Source organism: Methylotuvimicrobium alcaliphilum 20Z, assembly GCF_000968535.2.
Lineage (GTDB): Bacteria > Pseudomonadota > Gammaproteobacteria > Methylococcales > Methylomonadaceae > Methylotuvimicrobium > Methylotuvimicrobium alcaliphilum.
This window is the reverse complement of the sequence record NC_016112.1, coordinates 4016481-4035822: the sequence shown is the minus strand read 5'-3', so window position 1 is coordinate 4035822 and position 19342 is coordinate 4016481. Positions and strand designations below refer to the sequence as shown.

The window sequence follows — 19342 nt, the reverse complement described above, 5'->3', positions numbered from 1 at the left end:
GCTCATAGTTCCTGGACGTTATTTGTCACGAAATACTAAGGGCGACGGGAAAGTATATCTTTTAATTGGCATGATAGGTCTGATTTATGGCAAAGCAAACTACAACTAAAACCAGAAGCTCAACAAAAACAGCAACAACGAATAAGGCGTCCGAAAAGCCGACGACAGAGAATCAATCCGCGGTAACGCCTGAGGCGGAAGAGCAGCCGAGCGCTGCCGCGTCGACGGTTAACAACGACCCTAAAGCCGAATCTTCCAAAATGGAAAAGTCGACTCAGACCGATGATGCGCCGAAGCCTAGCCTGTCTTCGGAATCCGAAACGGCAGCAAAACCTAAAACAGTTCCGAAAGCTAAAACGGCGCCGGAAGTTAAATCTTCACCCAAAGCGCAGGCTGCAAAACCGGCTCAAGCAGAGCCTGTGAAAAAGGCTTCGTCAAAAACTGCGAATACGGCAAAATCCCCCGTTAAGCCTAAGGCGAAAGCCGCTCCCAAAAAAAAGCTTGCCGAAAAAACCAAGACCGCATCTAGCGTCAAGGCGCCGACTCAAACTAAGAAGGATGAAGAGAAGGCTAAAGCCGAAATAGAAGCTAAGGATTCTCCGAAAACTAAGTCTGCAGGGGAACTTAAGTCGGCGCTAATGCGTAATTCAGCGAGCAAAATATCAGATACGCAGACTAAATCCGATCGGCAGATTAAAACATCCGAAAAAACGGCGCAGGAAAAATCCGAAGCGGAGTCGTTGTCGCCTGTTCCGGTTTTACCCGTTGTTCCGCAAAACGAGACAGCGGCGGCAGAGAATGTTGCTTCGAAGGTGGCGGCTGCACCTAGTCAAGCTTCCGAAAAAGCCGTTCCTAAACAGTCCGGTACCGCCGGCGAAACCCAAGTCGATACGTCTTCCAAGGGCGGCGAATCCGTATACCGGGAGCCCAATACGGCATTTATCACGCCTTTGCCAGAGGTTGCTCAGGCGGCATCCATCAGTCCCGATGTGCCGTCGGAAAAGTTTCAGCGGCAACCCTATTATAGTAAGGCAGAGCCAATAGCGCCGACACCCGAGTCTTCGGCGCCGGAGCCCGTTGCCGACATGATGTCGCACGTCGAGCATTCGCCGTACCATGACCAACCCGGTCCCGACTACCCGCATATGTTTGTCGTGCAGATTACTCCTGAATTGGCGCCCTTGGCGAAGGTCGGAGGTTTGGCGGATGTTGTGACCGGTTTAAGCCGCGAACTGGAATTGCGCGGACACAGTGTCGAGATTATTTTGCCCAAATACGATTGTATGCATTACGATCATATTTGGGGCTTATGTAAAACCTATGACGACCTTTGGGTGCCCTGGTATAACGGCCATATTCATTGTACGGTCTGGTTCGGTTTCGTTCATGGCCGTAAATGCTTTTTCATCGAGCCGCATTCCCCGGACAATTTCTTCAATCGCGGCACGATTTACGGCTTTAATGACGACGTGCTGCGTTATGCGTTCTTTTGCCGTGCCGCATTGGAATTTCTTTGGAAATCCGGCAAGCATCCCGATGTGATTCATTGCCATGATTGGCAAACGGCATTGGTGCCTGTGTTTTTATATGAGATCTATCAGAAATTAGGCTTCTGGCATCCGAGAGTATGTTTTACGATTCATAACTTCAAGCATCAAGGGTTGACGGGCGACTTCTTATTGAATGCGACGGGCCTGCATCGACCGGAGTATTATTTTCATGATGATCGCTTGTTGGATAATCGGATTCCGCATGCGTTGAATTTGATGAAAGGAGGTATAGTCTATTCCAACTTCGTTACGACGGTATCGCCGCGTTATGCCGGAGAAACCAAAGACGGCGGTCAAGGATTCGGTTTGGAACCGACCCTTCATGCGCATCATTATAAGTTCGGCGGTGTGGTCAACGGGATCGATTATGATGTCTGGAATCCCGAAATCGACCCGCATATCGCCGCTCCCTTTATCGTGGAAAAAGTAGACAATAAATATCTCAATAAACGGGCTTTACGCGATCGCTTGTTGCTAGCGGATAATGAAAAGCCGATTATTGCTTTCGTCGGGCGGCTCGATCCTCAGAAAGGGTTGGACTTGGTTCGTCATGCATTGTTTTATTCATTGAACCATCGGGCGCAGTTCGTGTTGCTAGGCTCAAGTCCCGAGCGGGATATCAATAGCTATTTCTGGGAGTTGAAGCGGCATTTGAACGACAGTCCCGATTGCCATATCGAAGTCGGTTTCGACGAAGGCTTGGCGCATCTGATTTATGCCGGTGCGGATATGATCGTCGTGCCTAGTTTATTCGAACCTTGCGGTTTGACGCAGTTGATATCGATGAAATACGGCACGGTTCCGATCGTTCGCGAGGTCGGAGGATTGGCCGATACGGTATTCGATAAGGATCATGCGCATCATAAAGCCTTGCACGAGCGCAACGGCTATGTTTTTAGGGATTACAACAATGAAGGGCTGGAGTCGGCATTGTCGCGCGCGATCGATTGTTATTATCAATTTCCGGATCATTTTCGGGAGTTGATGAAAAATGCAATGCGTTACGATTACTCCTGGAAATATCCGGGCCAACATTACCTGAATATCTATGACTATATTCGTAACAAATAAAGAGGCCGATTCATGAGGATGTACAACTTGTTCCCCCTGTTGGCAGGCCACTTCGGGCAGTGGGAGGCGCACTTGGAAAGGGCCGCGGCGATGCGGTTCGATTGGGTTTTCGTCAACCCGTTACAAAAAACCGGGGCATCCGGCAGTCTATATTCTATTGCCGATTATTTTCAGTTAAACCCGCTGTTAGTCGATCCGAAATCCAAAAAGACCGCCGAGCAACAATTGCGGGGCTTGATTCAACAGGCTGAGAAAAAACACCGACTCCGCTTTATGACCGATTTGGTATTGAATCACTGTGCGATCGATTCGCCCTTGTTAAAACAGCACCCTGAATGGTTTGTTCGTGAGCATGGGCAGGTGCAGCGTCCTTTTTGTCTCGAAGACGGCGGCCATAAAGTGGTATGGGAGGATTTAGCGCAACTCGATCATGGCCGCAGTCACGATAATGGGCTTTATGCCTATTATCGTAAAATCATCGAGTCATACATCGATCTGGGTTTTAAAGGCTTTCGTTGCGATGCCGCCTATCAATTAGCGCCCGAACTTTGGCGGCAATTGATTACGGATACGAAACAAAAACATCCCGATGTGGTGTTTACCGCTGAAACGCTTGGCTGTAGCGCCGAGCGAACCAAGCAAACCGCGCAAGCCGGGTTCGATTATATTTTCAATAGTTCCAAATGGTGGGACTTCGAAAGCCCTTGGCTACCGGAACAGTATCAATTATTGCGCCAAGCCGCCCCGTCGATCAGTTTTCCCGAAAGTCACGATACGCCTCGTTTATTTGCCGAAAGCAACGGCAATGCCGAAGCCCTAAAGCAGCGTTACTTGTTTTCCGCAGTGTTCAGCAGCGGCGTGATGATGCCGATGGGTTACGAATACGGTTTTAGTAAACCGCTGCATGTGGTGCATACTCGCCCCGAGGACTGGGAAAATACCGAGGTGGATTTGACCGAGTTTATTACTCAAGTCAACACGGTGAAAGCCGATTACCCTGTATTTCAGGAAGAGGGGCCTTTTAACCTAATCGGTTATCCGCAGTCGCCGATACTCTTTTTCTGGAAAGCCAGCCTATCCGGACAACAAGAAGCTTTGATCTTGTTAAATAAAGACCCTTGGCAACGCCATGAGTTTTCGACGCCCGATCTATATCAATATGTTCAGTCGCGCGCGCCGTTTACCGATCTATCGCCGGAGTATCCGCTAGCTTATGTGCCGAGTCCCTATCATTTCGACTTATTGCCGGGTATGGTGCGGGTCATGGTCACTACACAGTAGACGGCTCGGTAAAAGTTAAGATTTTACAATTACAGGTGCCAGAATAACGACGCCGAATCAATGCTAAAACCAGGATAGCACATTAAAACAGGAGAGCGGGAACCGGGCTTGCCGAGGCGAGCTGAGCTATCCCCACCCGAATGATATACCACCTTTCGCACTTTAAATTTCGGCATTAGTCTATGGAGGTGTCGGGGTGTTCGGCAAAGGCTTTGATAGCATGGATGCTATCATAGAGCCTACATGGACGTATTTACGGCGTCCTTTGACGGGCACCCCGGCACCGAAATTTGACAAGTAAGGGGTATAAATTCGCGGGCTTCCCGCAAAAGCAGATGAGTAAAACAAAACTGTCCACAGAATTACAGAGTCTTGTCGATGTAAAATGCAGCGATCCCTTTGCCGTTTTAGGCCGCCATCCCAAGGATGACAAACAGGTTGTGGTACGAGCTTTTTTGCCCCATGCCGAAACCGTGGCCTTGGCTGAAGGAAACTTGCCATTGACTCGAATCGAGGGTACGGCTCTTTTCGAATGGCATGGCTTAGCATCACAAGTTCCTCCATGCTATCGGCTGATTTGGCGCGATCAAGACCATTACGAGCACATCGGTTACGATCCTTATTGCTACGGGCCGCAATTATCGGATTACGATTTACATTTATTCAGTGAAGGTAAACATTGGCATGCTTACCGTTTGCTGGGTGCACGCGTACACGAAATCGAAAATGTTGCCGGCGTGCTGTTTTCCGTGTGGGCGCCTAATGCATCGCGAGTCAGCGTAGTCGGCGATTTCAACCGCTGGGACGGCCGTTGCCATCAAATGCGGGTGCGCGGTAATGGCGTTTGGGAGCTTTTTATTCCAGGCTTAGAGCCCGGCTTGGTTTATAAGTATGAAATTCGCGCGAAGAATGGCGATATTTTATTAAAAACAGATCCTTACGGTCGGTTTTATGAGGTTCGCCCGAATACGGCCAGTATTGTAACGGCAAACGATAATTTTAATTGGCATGACCAAAAATGGTTGAAACAGCGTGAGAAGTTCGATTGGCAGCACAAGCCGATTAGCATCTACGAGGTGCATTTGGGGTCTTGGCAGCGAGGCTCCGAAGGCGAGTTGCTCAATTACCGGCAATTGGCGGTGGCCTTGGTGGAATATGCCAAAACCTTAGGCTTTACTCATCTTGAGTTGTTACCGGTTACTGAGCATCCCTATGATAAATCGTGGGGCTACCAAACGACGGGGTACTATGCGCCAACCAGCCGTTTCGGTAGCCCCGAAGATTTTCGCTGGTTTGTCGATTATTGTCATCAGCACGAGATCGGTGTCATTCTCGATTGGGTGCCGGCGCATTTTCCAAAAGATGCGCATGCGCTTGCATGGTTCGACGGTACATCGCTTTATGAGCATGAAGATCCAAGGCTCGGCGAACATCGTGATTGGTCGACGTTGATCTTTAATTTCGGCCGCTATGAAGTTAAGAACTTTTTGATCTCGAGTGCGCTATTCTGGCTCGAGGAATATCATGTGGACGGTTTGCGAGTCGATGCGGTAGCGTCAATGTTGTATCTTGATTATTCCCGTGAGGAAGGCGAGTGGATACCCAATAAGTACGGCGGCCGCGAAAATTTGGAGGCCATCGACTTTTTAAGATCATTGAACGAAATTACCCATCAGCAAGTTCCTGGCGTGTTAATCATGGCCGAAGAGTCGACCGCTTGGCCGCAGGTTACCAAGCCTCCGTATGTCGGTGGCTTGGGCTTCGATTTAAAGTGGAATATGGGCTGGATGAACGATACGTTGCGCTATATGGAAAAAGAGTCGATATTTCGCCAATACCATCAGGGAGAATTAACCTTTAGCCTGATTTATGCCTTTACGGAAAATTTTTTGTTGCCGTTTTCTCACGATGAAGTGGTTCACGGCAAGCAATCGATGTTATATAAAATGCCCGGCGATGAGTGGCAGCGCTTTGCTAATTTGCGTTTGGTGTATTTTTATATGTTTACCCACCCCGGCAAAAAGTTGCTCTTCATGGGTTGTGAATTCGGTCAAGGGCGCGAATGGGACAGCAGTCAAGTGCTTGATTGGTATGTGTTGGCCTACCCTTTCCACCAAGGACTGCAGCATTTGGTTAAGACGCTGAATCACACCTATCAAAAGGAGACGGCTTTACATGCCAATGATTTTACCGATGCGGGATTTGAGTGGATCGATTGCCATGATGCCCATAACTCGGTGCTGATTTATATCCGCAAGGCTGCCGATACAGGAGAGTTTTTGGTTGTCGCGCTGAACTTTACTCCGGTCCCGCGGGAGTATTATCACATTGGTGTACCGGCTGCTGGGCGTTATGACGAAATCCTTAACTCCGATGCGCAGGAATTCGGCGGCAGCGGGGTGGTTAATTCGCCGGACGGTATTTGGACTCAAGAGCAGGCTTGGATGAATCGGCCTCATTCGCTCTATATCACCTTGCCGCCTTTAGGAGGGGTCGTCTTAAAACACAGCCAAACGGCACCCGGTCCGCAAGCGGTGTTGACGCCTCCCAAAAAGAATTAATCCTGAAAAAACCAGGCTAAATTCAAATGATTTAGCCTGGTGGATGTTATATCCGTATTTTGATTACCGCCTCAACTATAAGCCTAGAAAAAAGCATTTCACCATGAAGATTATGACGAATAAGGTGTTCTGCGTTTGTGTAGAGTACAAGGTTAGGAATATGCACAAATTTACTTCTACAAGTTTTAGGCATTGTGGTGGTGCGGCGACTCGCTTGACAGGACGCCGTGAACCCAGCACCTAAATTATCCAAGATAGTTAACCATAGCCAATGGGCTATGGAATTTAGGTGCTGGGTGAATACATCCATGTAGGCTCGACGGCGGCTATCAGATTGCCATGGATGGCATGAATGCGGATTTTGCAGGAGCAAAAATCTGCCCTGCCGCCGACGCCTGTCAATCGAGCCACCGAACCCCCTTTCAGCATTTGTCGAAGTTATTTCATGCTCGTTCCTTAGCGAGAATGTTAAGGTAATTTTTTGAAGTCCTTCATGAGCTTCATGGTTAAACTACCGAACTTAGGATAAAACCGAATGCTTGACTGCTCCAAGTGAAATAATGTATCCGATGAATTAGTCGTCGTCTTTGCGGCTTTTTTGTTTTGGGATCGGTAAAAGTTGGACCTGGTAGCCGGCGATAATTTTTTGAATGTCATCGAAATTTTCGTCAATGAGTCGGTTGAGCATTTCTTTTCGCGCCTTATCGCCGTACCGAACACCCATAGCTATCGAAAAATCGAATTTCATGCCGGGTGACGAGCTCATGGGGATGGCAGTGAAGCTACCTTTGGGGCTTTGCGAGAGCACATGGCCCGCCATCGGACCCCAGAGTATAGCCATATCAATTATTCCGGCTTTTAGATCCTTATCGATCTGCATAGCGACATTGTTTTCGTCATCGCCGGTCATGGTTTGGTAAGGCACGCCTTGATCGATTAAGCCTAATTTTTGCAGCCAAGCCGTACCTGGCCCCCTGTCGAACATCGCAATGCGTAACGATTCTTGACGCTGGAGGGGTAAATCGTTTAATTGTTCCGCCGACTCGATATCGTTCCAGCCGCGATTTTTGGCGATCAGCAAGACATAGGTCGAATGATAATAGGGTTTGGTTGTCAAAGTTCGATCGTAACCGGCCGGGACGCCTATGACGACATCGCATTTATACTCGTCTTCGGAATCGCCGACTGTTGCGGTCAGAGTGTTGCGGATAAAGCCCATGCGATTGGGAAACCAAGTGTACTCAAGTTCTTGCCCTAACTTGTTGGCGAATAATTCGGCAATTTTATTTTCGAAGCCATCGCCGTTTTTAGTGGAATAAGGTGGGTTCAGCGGGTCTGCGCAAACTTTGAATTTGTCTTCGGCATTAGCTGTTGAGGTTATGGCGGTAAATAACAAACCGCTAAATAATAAAGTCCTGAGAGTCATTCTTTCTCCTGGTGAGTTCGGAACTAGGTCCAATAGTTTAATGTATCTGAGCCGTAAAGGCTAAGTTACAACGCAGGCATTATTGGGTTCCGGTTCTGTGGGGTGTGTCGGTCAAAAAAAAACCCCGGCCGAAAATCGACCGGGGTTTTTTCTATCTAAAAATCAGATAATTTCTTAATTAGGCAATGCGAATACAGTTAATGTGCCGCCCAATTTAGTGTAAGAGCTTAAGCTTCTGTATGCGCCGACCGCTCCTAAACCTTCAGAGTTAGAAGATTCTTCGCCGGAGTCGAGTCCCGCAGCAATACCGATACCAGCCCAGCCGCCGACGCCTGACAGTACGCCGACATATTGTTTGCCTTCGTATTCCCAAGTATTGACGTTACCAATGATGCCGGAAGGTGTTTTAAACCGGTAAAGCTCTTTACCTGTTTTTGCGTCGACCGCTTTCAGGTAGCCTTCCAGAGTGCCGTAGAAAACGACACCGCCGGCAGTAGCCAGCGAACCTGACCATACCGAGAATTGCTCTTTGTTAGACCAGATGATTTTACCGGTTGTAGCATCCCATGCAGTGAATTGACCCAGGTTATTAGAGCCGTCTTCTTTTCCTGTGATGGCATCTTTACCGGCCGGGAACATAGACAAGGTCGCACCAACATAAGGTTGGCCGGCAGTGTATTCAACCTCGAACGGTTCGTAGTCCATGCAAACGTGGTTGCCGGATATATAGAAATAACCGGTTTGCGGAGAGTAAGAAACAGGCTGTTGGTTTTTGCTTCCCAATGCCGCAGGGCAGACGCCTTCAGTATTGACATCTTCGCCGTTGTATTCGGTGCTGTACTGAGAAACGACTTGCGGACGCCCGGATTTCATGTCGACATGAGACGCCCAGTTAACCGCTTTGTCGAATTTTTCGGCAACCAACAATTCGCCGGTGACGCGGTCCAGCGTGTAGCCGAAACCGTTACGGTCGAAGTGGACGGCGGTTTTACGCATTTTGCCATTGATTTCTTGATCGACGAGTGCGACTTCGTTGATGCCGTCGTAATCCCATTCGTCATGCGGAGTCATTTGGTAAACCCATTTGACTTCGCCGGTGTCGGCGTCACGAGCCCACAATGACATCGACCACTTGTTGTCGCCAGGACGTTGCGCCGGGTTCCAAGTCGAAGGGTTGCCCGATCCGTAATAGACCAGGTTCAATTCAGGATCATAGCTATACCAGCCCCAAGTGGTGCCGCCGCCGATTTTCCATTGGTCGCCTTCCCAAGTGCTAAGGCTGGAATCCTTGCCGACAGGTTGAACTTTACCGTCTTTCCATGTTGTGGTTTTTGTTGCATTAATCAGTGTGTCGGCATCCGGCCCCATGCTGTAGCCTTTCCAGTCCAGCTCGCCGGTACGGATGTTGTAAGCCGCCAAGAAGCCGCGCACGCCGAATTCACCGCCGGAGATGCCGGTGATGACTTTGTCTTTAACGACCAAAGGTGCTTGAGTGTTGGTCATGCCCAATTTAGGATCGCCGTTTTGCACGCTCCATACGCGTTTACCGGTTTTAGCGTCCAACGCAGTCAATACGGTATCGGATTGTTGCAGGAAGATTTTACCGTCACCGTAAGCTAATCCGCGGTTGACGGTGTCACAGCACATTACAGGGATAGTGACGTCGGCGTCTTGTTGCGGAGTATATTCCCAAATGACCGCTTGAGACTTTTGGTCGATCGCATAAACGGTGTTAGGGAATGGTGTGTGAATATACATGACGTCATTGATAACCAGTGGGCCGCCTTCATGACCGCGCAGAACGCCGGTTGAAAAAGTCCATGACGGTTGCAGGTTTTTGACGTTAGAAGTATTGATTTGTTTGAGTTCGCTGTAACGGGTACCCTGATAGTTACCGCCCCAAGTCGCCCAGTTCGCAGGGTTTTGGGTCAATTTTTCAACTTCGCTATTCGCTTGAGATACTGCAGGTACTGCAAGCAGGGCTGCGACAGTTGAAGCAATCAGCCAGCTTTTGACAGGCTTCTTCATATATTTCCTCCTGGTATCCTGTTACGCGACAGAATACGGGTTATGATTTCTAAGACTAATATTAGTTTTAAGTAATTTATGGGGCGACGATCATTCTCTCTACCGGAGAACTAACAAGTGCCGCGCCAGGTGTGTAAATTTAAGGATTTTTTCCTAAAAGTCAACTTTTAAGGTAGACGACAAGCCTTTAAATTACACTGTCGTTCGGGAATATAAGCTTAGGTTTCAGCTTATCAGGCTCATTGTATCAACAACCTTCTATTATGCAAATTTCCTACTTGCTTTCTGTTGTTTTGGTGTTTTTGACCGTTGCAATGGTGATTGCCGGATTGACCAGGCATTTGCGGTTGCCTTATACCGTTTTGTTGGTGTTGATGGGCTTAGTGATTAATTTGATTAGCACATTGACCGACCAAATGGCCTTTGTGGGTGGGTTTCGGTTGACTCATGAATTGGTGTTGTTTGTCTTTTTACCGGCATTGATTTTCGAATCCGCGATGGGACTCGATGCGAGGGCCTTGTTGAAAGATCTGGTCCCGGTTGTCGTGATGGCGATTCCGGGTATGTTGATTTCGGCATTTCTGGTTGGCCTTGGTCTGGTGGTGTCGCTACAGCTCGATTGGCTTGTCGCGCTATTGTTCGGTGCACTGATTTCTGCAACGGATCCGGTCGCCGTGATTGCTTTGTTTAAGGAACTTGGTGTCAGTCGAAGGCTTGCTGTATTGGTAGAGGGCGAATCGTTATTCAACGATGCCACGGCGATCGTATTATTTAATATCGTACTCGGTTTTCTTTTGACCGGACAGTACGACTGGGCCGATTCGCTATCGGCAGTTCCGGCTTTTATCCGGGTGTTTGTCGGCGGCGCGGGAGTCGGTGTTTTCGGCGGCCTGCTATTTAGCGAATTGATAGTTAGGCTGGCTCAAAGCGGACGCAGTATTATTTTAGTGTTTACGCTGATTATGGCTTATTCGGCGTTCATCGTTGCCGAGCATATTTTCCATGTGTCGGGCGTCATGTCGGTGTTGGCTTCTGCGTTATGTTTTAAAATAGTCGGCTTGCCGAGGTTGTCGGGTGACATCGAGCATGTTGTCAAAGAATTTTGGGAAGTTATTGTTTTAATATTTAATTCGCTGCTGTTCATTATGATCGGCTTATCGGTGGATCTATTCTCGTTGCTCGGTAATTGGAACCCTATTTTGTGGGCGGTAATGGCTGTGGCTATCGCGCGAGCCGTGAGTATTTATGCGTTCATGCCGTTTACGAACTATTTATTCGGGTTGCCTAAAATTTATCTTGCTAGCCGGCATATCATGTGGTGGGGTGGTCTGAAGGGCGGTTTGGCAGTGGCGATTGCTTTCTCGATACCCGATACAGTGGCTGATAAACAATTATTGAAAGAGTTGACGTTAGGCGTTGTGATGGTGAGTATGCTGGTTAATGCATCCACGCTTAGGCCGCTAATGCATTGGTTGAAAATAGATCGATTGAGCAACGAAGAGTGGCTCGAGTTACAGCAAGGCATGATTCAGCTTAAGTATTCGGTCGACGATGTTTTGCATAACTTTGCCAATTTGCATTTACTTGACAGTGATATCCAAAATTCGGTTGTCTTTGGTTTGCGCAAAAAATTGCCGTCGAGCGACAAGCCGATGTCCGAGGATCAGCAGTTAAAACAATTGCATTTGTTGGCATTGCAAGCCGAAACGGATGAGTTGGCGCGGTTGCACGATATCGGTCTGGTGAATTATTACACCTATTTTAATTTTCAGGATTTATTGAGAAAAGACCGGGCGAAAACGATAGAGGAGTTGTTGCTCATCGAATCTGCTAAAGATGAAAATAATCCGTTTTTGCGGTTTGAAATGTCGATGATCCACTTTTTAAGCAAATACGAGTGGACGCTCGGTTTGCTCATTAAATACCAAAGCGGCCGGTTTTCGAATCTCATTCGTCATGATATTGCCGGTGTATTGATGGCTCATGTCGCTTTGCAAAAACTTAAAACTGCCGATCCGAATTTATCCGGCGACAAATTAAATATCATTAAAAAAATATATCGGAACCGTCTTCATCGAAGGCAAGGACGTTTAAAGCGCTTCGGCGAATTATTTCCGGATTTTTATCGTCAATATGAAAACAGGCTGTTTCAAGAAGTGGCGCTGCTTTATTCGCATAAGTTGGTTGTCGAGGAATACGAACAAGGCAAATTGTCGATTAAGGTGTTTCGGCGATTAGAGCAGTGTTTATTCGATGCGCAAAAACAATTACCGGCCATGACAGCAAGTTTGAGTTTGGCTAAGCGAGATGATTGGTTTGATAGCGTCCCTTTGTTTTCCGGGTTGCCGAGGGCGGTAATCAAACGCTTAGCGGAGCAGGCGCGATATATTAGTTTCTTGCCTGGAGATACCTTGTTCAATGAAGGTGACAAAGGCGATTGTATTTATATATTAGTCAGCGGCAGCGTCAATGTATTCAAACAGGATGAGCAGGGGCAAAGCTTTCATGTCGCCGAATTACGTAAAGGCAGCTTTATCGGCGAGCATGCGTTATCGGCCAAGGCGATCAGAACCGCGACGGTTAGGGCTAAAACGTATATTACCGTGCTACGCTTATCGGTCGAGCAGGTTGTTGAATTGTCGCAGCAAGCTCCCGATTTGGCCGGCCGACTAAGGGATGCGGAATTTGGGCGTTATGCTTGATGGATAGTTAGCAGTCAGCGGTCAGCAGTGAGTAGGGAAAGAGGAAAGAGGAAAGAGGAAAGAGGAAAGAGGAAAGAGGAAAGAGGAAAGAGGAAAGAGGAAATTAGGACTTGACACGTAATTGAAATGCCTCATCATTTCACTGCTCACTGCTCACTGCTCACTGCTCACTGCTCACTGCTCACTGCTCACTGCTCACTGCTCACTGCTCACTGCTCACTGCTCACTGCTCACTGCTCACTGCTCACTGCTCACTGCTCACTGCTCACTGCTCACTGCTCACTGCTCACTGCTCACTGCTCACTGCTCACTGCTCACTGCTCACTGCTCACTGCTCACTGCTCACTGCTCACAGCTCACTATTTTATATCAAGGGAAAGATGAAAGGTGAGTGGCGGTATTGATTCGCTATTTGTTGGGGTTAAATGGCTTCGAGGCGATGGCCTTGCTTGGTCCAGCATAGGGCTTGCGCGCTGCCTTTTTTCCAGTCGGGTAATACGAAGCGCTTCGCCTTTTGTCCGTCGATTTCGAATTCATGGATCGCCGGCCGGTGTGTGTGGCCGTGGATCAGTTGCAACACGCCGTGTTCGCGCATTATCTCGATAACGGTCTGTTGGTTGACGTCCATGATGTCTTGCGTTTTTCCGCGTTTGTGGAAATGGCTGCGCAAGCGGTACCAGCGTGCGGCGATTAGTCTTAGCCATAAAGGCTTGGAAAGTACGTTTTGTTGCCACTCCGGGGTATGCGCTTTTTTGCGGAACGCTTGATAAGGGAGGTCGTCGGTGCAGAGCAGGTCGCCGTGAGTCAGCAAGGTCGGTGTTCCGAACAAATCGATTGCGGCATAATCGCCTAGCAGATTCACGCCTGTTTCGTCGCAAAATCGTTGCCCGAGCAGGAAATCTCGATTGCCTTGCTGCAAATAGACTTGCGTGCCGGATGAGGTCAGGTGTTTGAGCTGCCTTTTGATTTTGGCGTTCGGCGGCGTCGGGTCGTCATCGCCTATCCAGGCATCGAATAGGTCGCCTAGAATGTACACGGCTTCGGCGCGCGGCGCATGTCGGTCCAAATAAGATAGGAAGCGCTTGGTGATTTCGGTTTTTTCAAGCGAGATATGCAGGTCCGAAATAAAATGGATTTCGCGGGGCATAGGCAAAAGATTGGCTCGTTGAACTGGGGGAAGGCGGGGTAGGAATATGCACAAAATAACCTCTATAAGTAGTAGGCTTTGCGGCGGTTCGGTGACTCGCTTGACAGGACGCCGTGAATACGTCCGTGTAGGCTTGACGGCGGCTTTCCCTGCCGCCGACACCTGTCAATCGAGCCGCCGAATCCCCTTCCAAAGTTGTCGACGTTATTTCATGCTCGTTCCTTAGGGAATGGAGCACGAATGCGGCTAAGGACTTTGTAACAAAAAACTGCCCATTAAATTATCGTTCCCATGCTCTGCGTGGGAATGTATCCCGGGACGCTCTGCGTCCCCGATGACCGATAAAACAAGCAAAAGCCAACCCATGCGCTTCCTAAAGTCTATCAAGTAACCTAACTGTCGCAGTCGACGCGCCGGGCGTCTAAAGCAGCGTTCCCACACAGAGCACTCATCGTTATACATAAGTCAAAAATTACCTTTTCGCAATCTTAACCAACGAGACCTCAATGCCATTTATTGTCACTTAACACTCGCGGATCACCTAGCGCTAGGCGATCCGCGTAGGGTACGCTGTGCGTACCATGGTAACCCCGCAATGCTCATGTTTTGGTACGCGCAGCGTACCCTACAATTTATGTATAACGATGAGCGCAGAGCATGGGAACGATAAGCTTGCGTGGGATGTTGGCCGGCAGCATCCGTGTTCCATTGGCAAAAAAGTCTTATTCGACGATTTCGGCTTTTTCGATCACGATGTCGGTTTTCGGAACATCCTGATGCATGCCGCGGTTGCCGGTAGGTTGCTTGGCCATCGCATCGACAACATCCATTCCCTCGATCACTTCGCCGAATACTGCGTAGCCCCAACCGTTCGGAGTCGGGCTCGTGTAATTCAGAAAGGCATTATCTTTATAATTAATGAAGAATTGTGCGGTCGCCGAGTTCGGATCGGGTGTGCGGGCCATTGCCAAAGTGCCGCGGTTGTTTTTTAAACCATTATCGGCTTCGTTTTTGATCGGCTCGTGCGTGGCTTTTTGATTGAAATCGCCGTCGAAGCCGCCGCCTTGCGCCATGAATCCCGGAATAATGCGGTGGAAGATCGTGCCGTCATAAAAGCCATCTTTAACGTAGGTCAGAAAGTTTTCGGATGAGATCGGTGCTTTTTCGTGATTCAATTGAATTGTGATTTCACCCAGTGTCGTGGTGAGTTTAACCTTGTTTACTTGTTCTGTCATTATGTTTTCCTTTGCAAAAGAATGGGTTGCTGTCATTAACAGCAGGGAAGCAGTTAAAAGAGTACGCATGGTTGTTCCCGTGAGTAACGAAATTAAGCAAGAATTCTATGTGTTTTTGTCTTGAAAGAGAAGCACCGGCTTGGTACATTGCCCTGTTTTGTTGTTAACCCGCCTTATCTGTCATGTTGAAAATATATAACACTCTGACGCGCCAAAAAGAACTTTTTAAACCCCGTCTCGAAGGTAAGGCCGGTCTTTATGTCTGCGGTATGACGGTCTACGATTATTGTCATGTCGGGCATGCGCGTGTGATGGTCGTATTCGATGTCGTCGCGCGTTATTTGCGTTATTTAGGATACAGCCTGACCTATGTGCGCAATGTAACCGATATTGACGATAAAATCATCCAACGCGCACGCGACAACGGTGAAGATTTCCAAAGTCTTACTGAACGCTTCATTGAGGCGATGCACGAGGACGAACGCGCACTTTCTGTATTGCCTCCAGACATCGAGCCTAAAGCGACCCAATCGATTCCTGAAATCCTGGCAATGATCGAAAAATTGATTGCGAACGGCATAGCCTATGTCGGCTCTAACGGCGATGTATTTTATTCGGTTTCGAAATTTAGCAACTACGGACGCTTGTCCGGCAAAAACCTAGCCGAGTTACAAGCCGGCGAGCGAGTTGAGATCGAACAAGCCAAACAAGATCCGCTGGATTTCGTACTATGGAAAGCGGCCAAGCCTGGCGAGCCGGCGTGGGAGTCGCCGTGGGGTCAGGGGCGCCCCGGCTGGCATATCGAGTGCTCGGCGATGTCGACCGGTTGCCTGGGTAATCATTTCGACATACACGGCGGCGGCATGGATTTGCAGTTTCCGCATCACGAGAACGAAATCGCGCAATCGGAAGGTGCGACCGGCGAAAAGTTCGTCAACTATTGGATGCACAACGGTTTCGTGCGCATCAATGAAGAAAAAATGTCGAAATCGCTGGGTAACTTCTTTACCGTTCGCGAAGTATTAAAGCGCTACCGGTCGGAAGTCGTGCGTTTTTTCATCCTGACTAGCCACTACCGCAGTCCGCTGAATTATTCCAACGAACATCTGGACGAGGCGGCGGTCGCGTTGACCCGTCTGTATACCTCGTTACGTGGTATCGATGCCGGCGAGTTCGAAGTCGAAGCCGATTACGAGGCGCGCTTTAGAGAAGCGATGGACGATGACTTCAATACGCCGGTCGCGTTGTCGGTACTGTTCGATATGGCTAGAGAACTCAATAAAGTCAAAGACTCCGATAAGCAAAGAGCAAGTCAATTGGCCGCTACCATAAGGGGGCTGGGCGGCGTTTTGGGTATATTGCAAGACGATGCCGAGCGCTTCTTGAAAGAAGGCGATAACCAAGCCGAAGGCTTGACGGCCGAGCAAATCGAAACGCTGATACAGGCGCGAATCGACGCCAAAAAGAACAAGAATTGGGCGGAAGCCGATAAAATTCGCGATCAACTGAAGCAGCAAGGCGTGATACTCGAAGACGTTCCTGGCGGAGGCACTAACTGGCGTCGGGAGTAAACGTCGCTGAAGCGGCACGACTTTAATGACAAAATAAGCAAATCGATCCATGACCAATATCAAAGACAAATCGTTACAAACCTATCTCGATGAATTGGCCAGCAAGACGCCGACACCGGGCGGCGGCAGCGCCGCTGCGTTGATGGGCGCGCAAGCGGCAGCACTGGTCGGCATGGTGTGCAACTTGACGATAGGCAAGCCGAAATACGCCGAAGTCGAAGCGGAAATGGGCGTACTATTGGACAGGTCCGAAGCGTTACGCGAACGCCTAACCGGCATGATCAAGGCCGACGTCGACGTCTTCGACCGGTTGATGGCTTGTTACGGCATGCCGAAAGAGACTGAACAACAAAAGGCGGCTCGTTCCGAAGCGATACAGTCCGTATTGAAAGAAGCGACCGAAGTGCCGCTTGAATGTGCCCGAGCTTGCTTCGAAGCGATCGATCTATGCCGAATTGCCGCCGAAAAAGGCAATGCCGGCGTCATTAGCGATGCGGGCGTCGCGGTCATGTCCGCTTACGCCGGATTGAAAAGCGCGGCATTGAATGTCTATATCAATGTCGGTAGCTTGAAAGACAAGGAATTTGCCGATCGTAAGGCTCAGGAACTCGAATCGATTTTGGAAGGCACCGAACAAGCAGTCGATGATGTTTATCGCATTGTAAAAGAAAGGCTATAGAAGCAACCGAACGCCGAGCGTTTGCCGTTATACACATCTCTTTGAGGTACGCTGTGCGTGCCATGGCAGTCCCTCCAATATTAACCAAGCTCTCATGGTTTGATGTGGCTAGAAATTCGCTGCTTAACGGCACGAAGGTACGCGAAGCGTACCCTACAATTTAGGTATACTCATCGTAGATCAAAATTCGGCACCGGGGTATTCGTCAAAGGACGCCGTGAATACCTCCCTGTAGGCTCTATGCCAGCTCCATGCTGGCAAAGCCTTTGCCGCACAGCCCGGTGCCTCCTTCAGTCAGGCGCTGCCGAAATTTGAAGTACAAAAGGTATATAACGATGAGCGCAGAGCGCGGGAACGATAATTGCCGGGGGACTGAATAGTTACCAATAACTTGTTATACGTTTGTATAGAGCTTTCGCTCACCAAAAAGGTTAGCGAGAATGTTTAAGTAATTCCTTGAAACCCTTCATGAACTTTATGCGCTTCATGGTTAAACTGCCGAATTTAGGTTGAATTACTTTTTGAGATTATTGTTAAAGATTAAAAAAATCTATTGACGAAGGTCATGAGAGTCTTTATCATACGCAGCTCTTCACGGGTGGATAGTTAGACAAGATTCGAGCTCATTCACGAAGGTCAATCGGGGTATAGCGCAGTTTGGTAGCGCGCCTGCTTTGGGAGCAGGATGTCGGGGGTTCGAATCCCTCTACCCCGACCACACTGCGCTTGTAGCTCAGCTGGATAGAGCATCGGCCTTCTAAGCCGAGGGTCGCAGGTTCGAGTCCTGCCAAGCGTGCCATCTCCTGTTGAAACACTTTTCTGTGGTGATCGTAGCTCAGTTGGTAGAGCCCCGGATTGTGATTCCGGTTGTCGCGGGTTCGAGCCCCGTCGTTCACCCCACCCAAATCTAACCCCTTAGCTCTCTCCCTCCGCTTTCACATTGTCTCCTGTGACACAAAACTGTGTCGACGTTGCGCCATGTACAATGCCTTTCAAAGCCTGTTTTCTCGCTGTTAGCCTTATATCTTCGTTGTGTCTAGATTTTATCGCTCATCGTTTAGGCGTCTTCTTTAGCACTTCCGAAATTTAAAGTGCGAAAGCTATAATCTAGCGGTTGTCGAGGGTGCAGAATTTAGCCCCGCCTGGCGTCTACTGACAGTTCCCCCGCACCAAATTTTGATCTGTAAAGAGCAGTATGTCGTCTTGGAGACACAGGGGCTTTACTCATCTCTTGGATTCAACCGATGCCCGCAATATTTGCAATAGACGGCGTCGAAGTCGTGGCCGGTCGCGCCGCAATCGGGGCAAGGTCGGTTATCTATTCGGCTTTGTTTGTGGCTTTTCATCAGTTCCGCGCTGTAAATGCCGGTCGGCACGGCGATGATTCCGTAGCCCATGATCATGATTGTCGATGCGAGTAATTGTCCTAATGCGGTTTGTGGCGAAATGTCGCCATAACCGACCGTGGTGATTGTGACGATGGTCCAGTAGACAGATTTGGGAATACTCGTGAAACCGGCTTCGCTGCCTTCGACGATATACATTAGTGCGCCGAATACCACGACCAGAGTCAAGACCGTATACAAAAATACTGCAATTTTCCGAAAGCTATTATTCAGTGCAATCAGAAGAACGTTGGCTTCGCGCATGTATTCGGATAACTTCAAGACCCTGAATATGCGCAGCAATCGTAGGATTCGCAATGTCAGCATATATTCGACGCCGGGAATCAGCAGTCCCAAATAAGTCGGCAGGATCGAAAGCAGATCGACGAAGCCGAAAAAACTTTGGGCATATAGCAAGGGGCGGCGTACCGAAAGTAGGCGTAAAATATATTCGAATGTGAATAGCAGTGTAAAAAACCATTCCGATAAATAGAACAGTTGCCGATACTGATTACGGATCGCTTCGACGCTATCAAGCATAACTGTGACGATGCTGAGTAAGATCATGATGATCAAGACAACGTCGAAAGCCTTCCCTGCCTTGGTTTCAGCGCCGAAAATGATCCGGTTCAAGGTTTGCCGCCAAGCCGAGGTAGGGCTCTCTTCATGGATGCGAGGGTGTTTCGGAGGCGGTTGAGTGGTCATG

Annotated in this window: 11 protein-coding genes and 3 tRNA genes; 9 read left to right on the top strand and 5 right to left on the bottom strand. The window is 48.9% G+C overall.

Features of this window, described 5'->3' with window-relative positions; all coding sequences use genetic code 11:
• The first annotated feature begins 86 nt into the window (after positions 1-86).
• The 3 genes from glgA to glgB all read left to right on the top strand — a co-directional run bounded on the left by glgA (position 87) and on the right by glgB (position 6463).
• Complete coding sequence (glgA, locus tag MEALZ_RS17145; protein ID WP_014149918.1) at positions 87-2621, top strand: glycogen synthase GlgA; 2535 nt, start codon at positions 87-89, stop codon at positions 2619-2621.
• Between the two features lie 12 nt (positions 2622-2633).
• Entirely contained in the window at positions 2634-3902 is a 1269-nt protein-coding gene (locus MEALZ_RS17140; protein ID WP_014149917.1) for an alpha-amylase family glycosyl hydrolase, read from the top strand.
• Between the two features lie 335 nt (positions 3903-4237).
• Entirely contained in the window at positions 4238-6463 is a 2226-nt protein-coding gene (glgB, locus tag MEALZ_RS17135) for a 1,4-alpha-glucan branching protein GlgB (protein ID WP_014149916.1), read from the top strand.
• A 574-nt stretch (positions 6464-7037) separates the two neighbouring features.
• On the opposite strand, the gene MEALZ_RS17130 is transcribed toward glgB, so the two are convergent.
• The gene (locus tag MEALZ_RS17130; protein ID WP_014149915.1) at positions 7038-7889 is read right to left on the bottom strand and encodes a quinoprotein dehydrogenase-associated putative ABC transporter substrate-binding protein; all 852 of its coding nucleotides are present in this window, start codon (positions 7887-7889) and stop codon (positions 7038-7040) included.
• Positions 7890-8063: 174 nt separating this feature from the next.
• Positions 8064-9917, bottom strand: coding sequence for a methanol/ethanol family PQQ-dependent dehydrogenase (locus tag MEALZ_RS17125; protein ID WP_014149914.1), 1854 nt, complete (start codon positions 9915-9917; stop codon positions 8064-8066).
• A 263-nt stretch (positions 9918-10180) separates the two neighbouring features.
• On the opposite strand from MEALZ_RS17125, the gene MEALZ_RS17120 reads away from it, so the two are divergent.
• Positions 10181-12619, top strand: coding sequence for a cation:proton antiporter (locus MEALZ_RS17120; protein ID WP_014149913.1), 2439 nt, complete (start codon positions 10181-10183; stop codon positions 12617-12619).
• A gap of 421 nt (positions 12620-13040) precedes the next feature.
• Here MEALZ_RS17120 and lpxH read toward each other — a convergent pair whose 3' ends face one another.
• Both lpxH and MEALZ_RS17110 read right to left on the bottom strand, forming a co-directional pair.
• On the bottom strand, positions 13041-13766 hold the full coding sequence (gene lpxH, locus MEALZ_RS17115; RefSeq protein WP_014149912.1) for a UDP-2,3-diacylglucosamine diphosphatase: 726 nt from the start codon (positions 13764-13766) through the stop codon (positions 13041-13043).
• Between the two features lie 722 nt (positions 13767-14488).
• The gene (locus tag MEALZ_RS17110; protein ID WP_014149911.1) at positions 14489-15001 is read right to left on the bottom strand and encodes a peptidylprolyl isomerase; all 513 of its coding nucleotides are present in this window, start codon (positions 14999-15001) and stop codon (positions 14489-14491) included.
• A 182-nt stretch (positions 15002-15183) separates the two neighbouring features.
• Here MEALZ_RS17110 and cysS point away from each other — a divergent pair, with 182 nt between their 5' ends.
• The 5 genes from cysS to MEALZ_RS17085 all read left to right on the top strand — a co-directional run bounded on the left by cysS (position 15184) and on the right by MEALZ_RS17085 (position 18151).
• On the top strand, positions 15184-16572 hold the full coding sequence (cysS, locus tag MEALZ_RS17105; RefSeq protein WP_014149910.1) for a cysteine--tRNA ligase: 1389 nt from the start codon (positions 15184-15186) through the stop codon (positions 16570-16572).
• A gap of 49 nt (positions 16573-16621) precedes the next feature.
• Complete coding sequence (fchA, locus tag MEALZ_RS17100; protein ID WP_014149909.1) at positions 16622-17251, top strand: methenyltetrahydrofolate cyclohydrolase; 630 nt, start codon at positions 16622-16624, stop codon at positions 17249-17251.
• 641 nt (positions 17252-17892) lie between these two features.
• Positions 17893-17969: transfer RNA gene (locus MEALZ_RS17095), tRNA-Pro, on the top strand.
• 4 nt (positions 17970-17973) lie between these two features.
• Positions 17974-18050: transfer RNA gene (locus MEALZ_RS17090), tRNA-Arg, on the top strand.
• A 25-nt stretch (positions 18051-18075) separates the two neighbouring features.
• Positions 18076-18151 (top strand) — tRNA-His (locus MEALZ_RS17085).
• A 320-nt stretch (positions 18152-18471) separates the two neighbouring features.
• On the opposite strand, the gene MEALZ_RS17080 is transcribed toward MEALZ_RS17085, so the two are convergent.
• Entirely contained in the window at positions 18472-19341 is an 870-nt protein-coding gene (locus MEALZ_RS17080; RefSeq protein WP_014149908.1) for an ion transporter, read from the bottom strand.
• Position 19342 lies beyond the last annotated feature (1 nt).

Coding starts and splice junctions, on each gene's coding strand:
- glgA (WP_014149918.1), top strand. CDS start 87: ATGGCAAAGCAAACTACAACTAAAACCAGAAGCTCAACAAAAACAGCA.
- MEALZ_RS17140 (WP_014149917.1), top strand. CDS start 2,634: ATGAGGATGTACAACTTGTTCCCCCTGTTGGCAGGCCACTTCGGGCAG.
- glgB (WP_014149916.1), top strand. CDS start 4,238: ATGAGTAAAACAAAACTGTCCACAGAATTACAGAGTCTTGTCGATGTA.
- MEALZ_RS17130 (WP_014149915.1), bottom strand. CDS start 7,889: ATGACTCTCAGGACTTTATTATTTAGCGGTTTGTTATTTACCGCCATA.
- MEALZ_RS17125 (WP_014149914.1), bottom strand. CDS start 9,917: ATGAAGAAGCCTGTCAAAAGCTGGCTGATTGCTTCAACTGTCGCAGCC.
- MEALZ_RS17120 (WP_014149913.1), top strand. CDS start 10,181: ATGCAAATTTCCTACTTGCTTTCTGTTGTTTTGGTGTTTTTGACCGTT.
- lpxH (WP_014149912.1), bottom strand. CDS start 13,766: ATGCCCCGCGAAATCCATTTTATTTCGGACCTGCATATCTCGCTTGAA.
- MEALZ_RS17110 (WP_014149911.1), bottom strand. CDS start 15,001: ATGACAGAACAAGTAAACAAGGTTAAACTCACCACGACACTGGGTGAA.
- cysS (WP_014149910.1), top strand. CDS start 15,184: ATGTTGAAAATATATAACACTCTGACGCGCCAAAAAGAACTTTTTAAA.
- fchA (WP_014149909.1), top strand. CDS start 16,622: ATGACCAATATCAAAGACAAATCGTTACAAACCTATCTCGATGAATTG.
- MEALZ_RS17080 (WP_014149908.1), bottom strand. CDS start 19,341: ATGACCACTCAACCGCCTCCGAAACACCCTCGCATCCATGAAGAGAGC.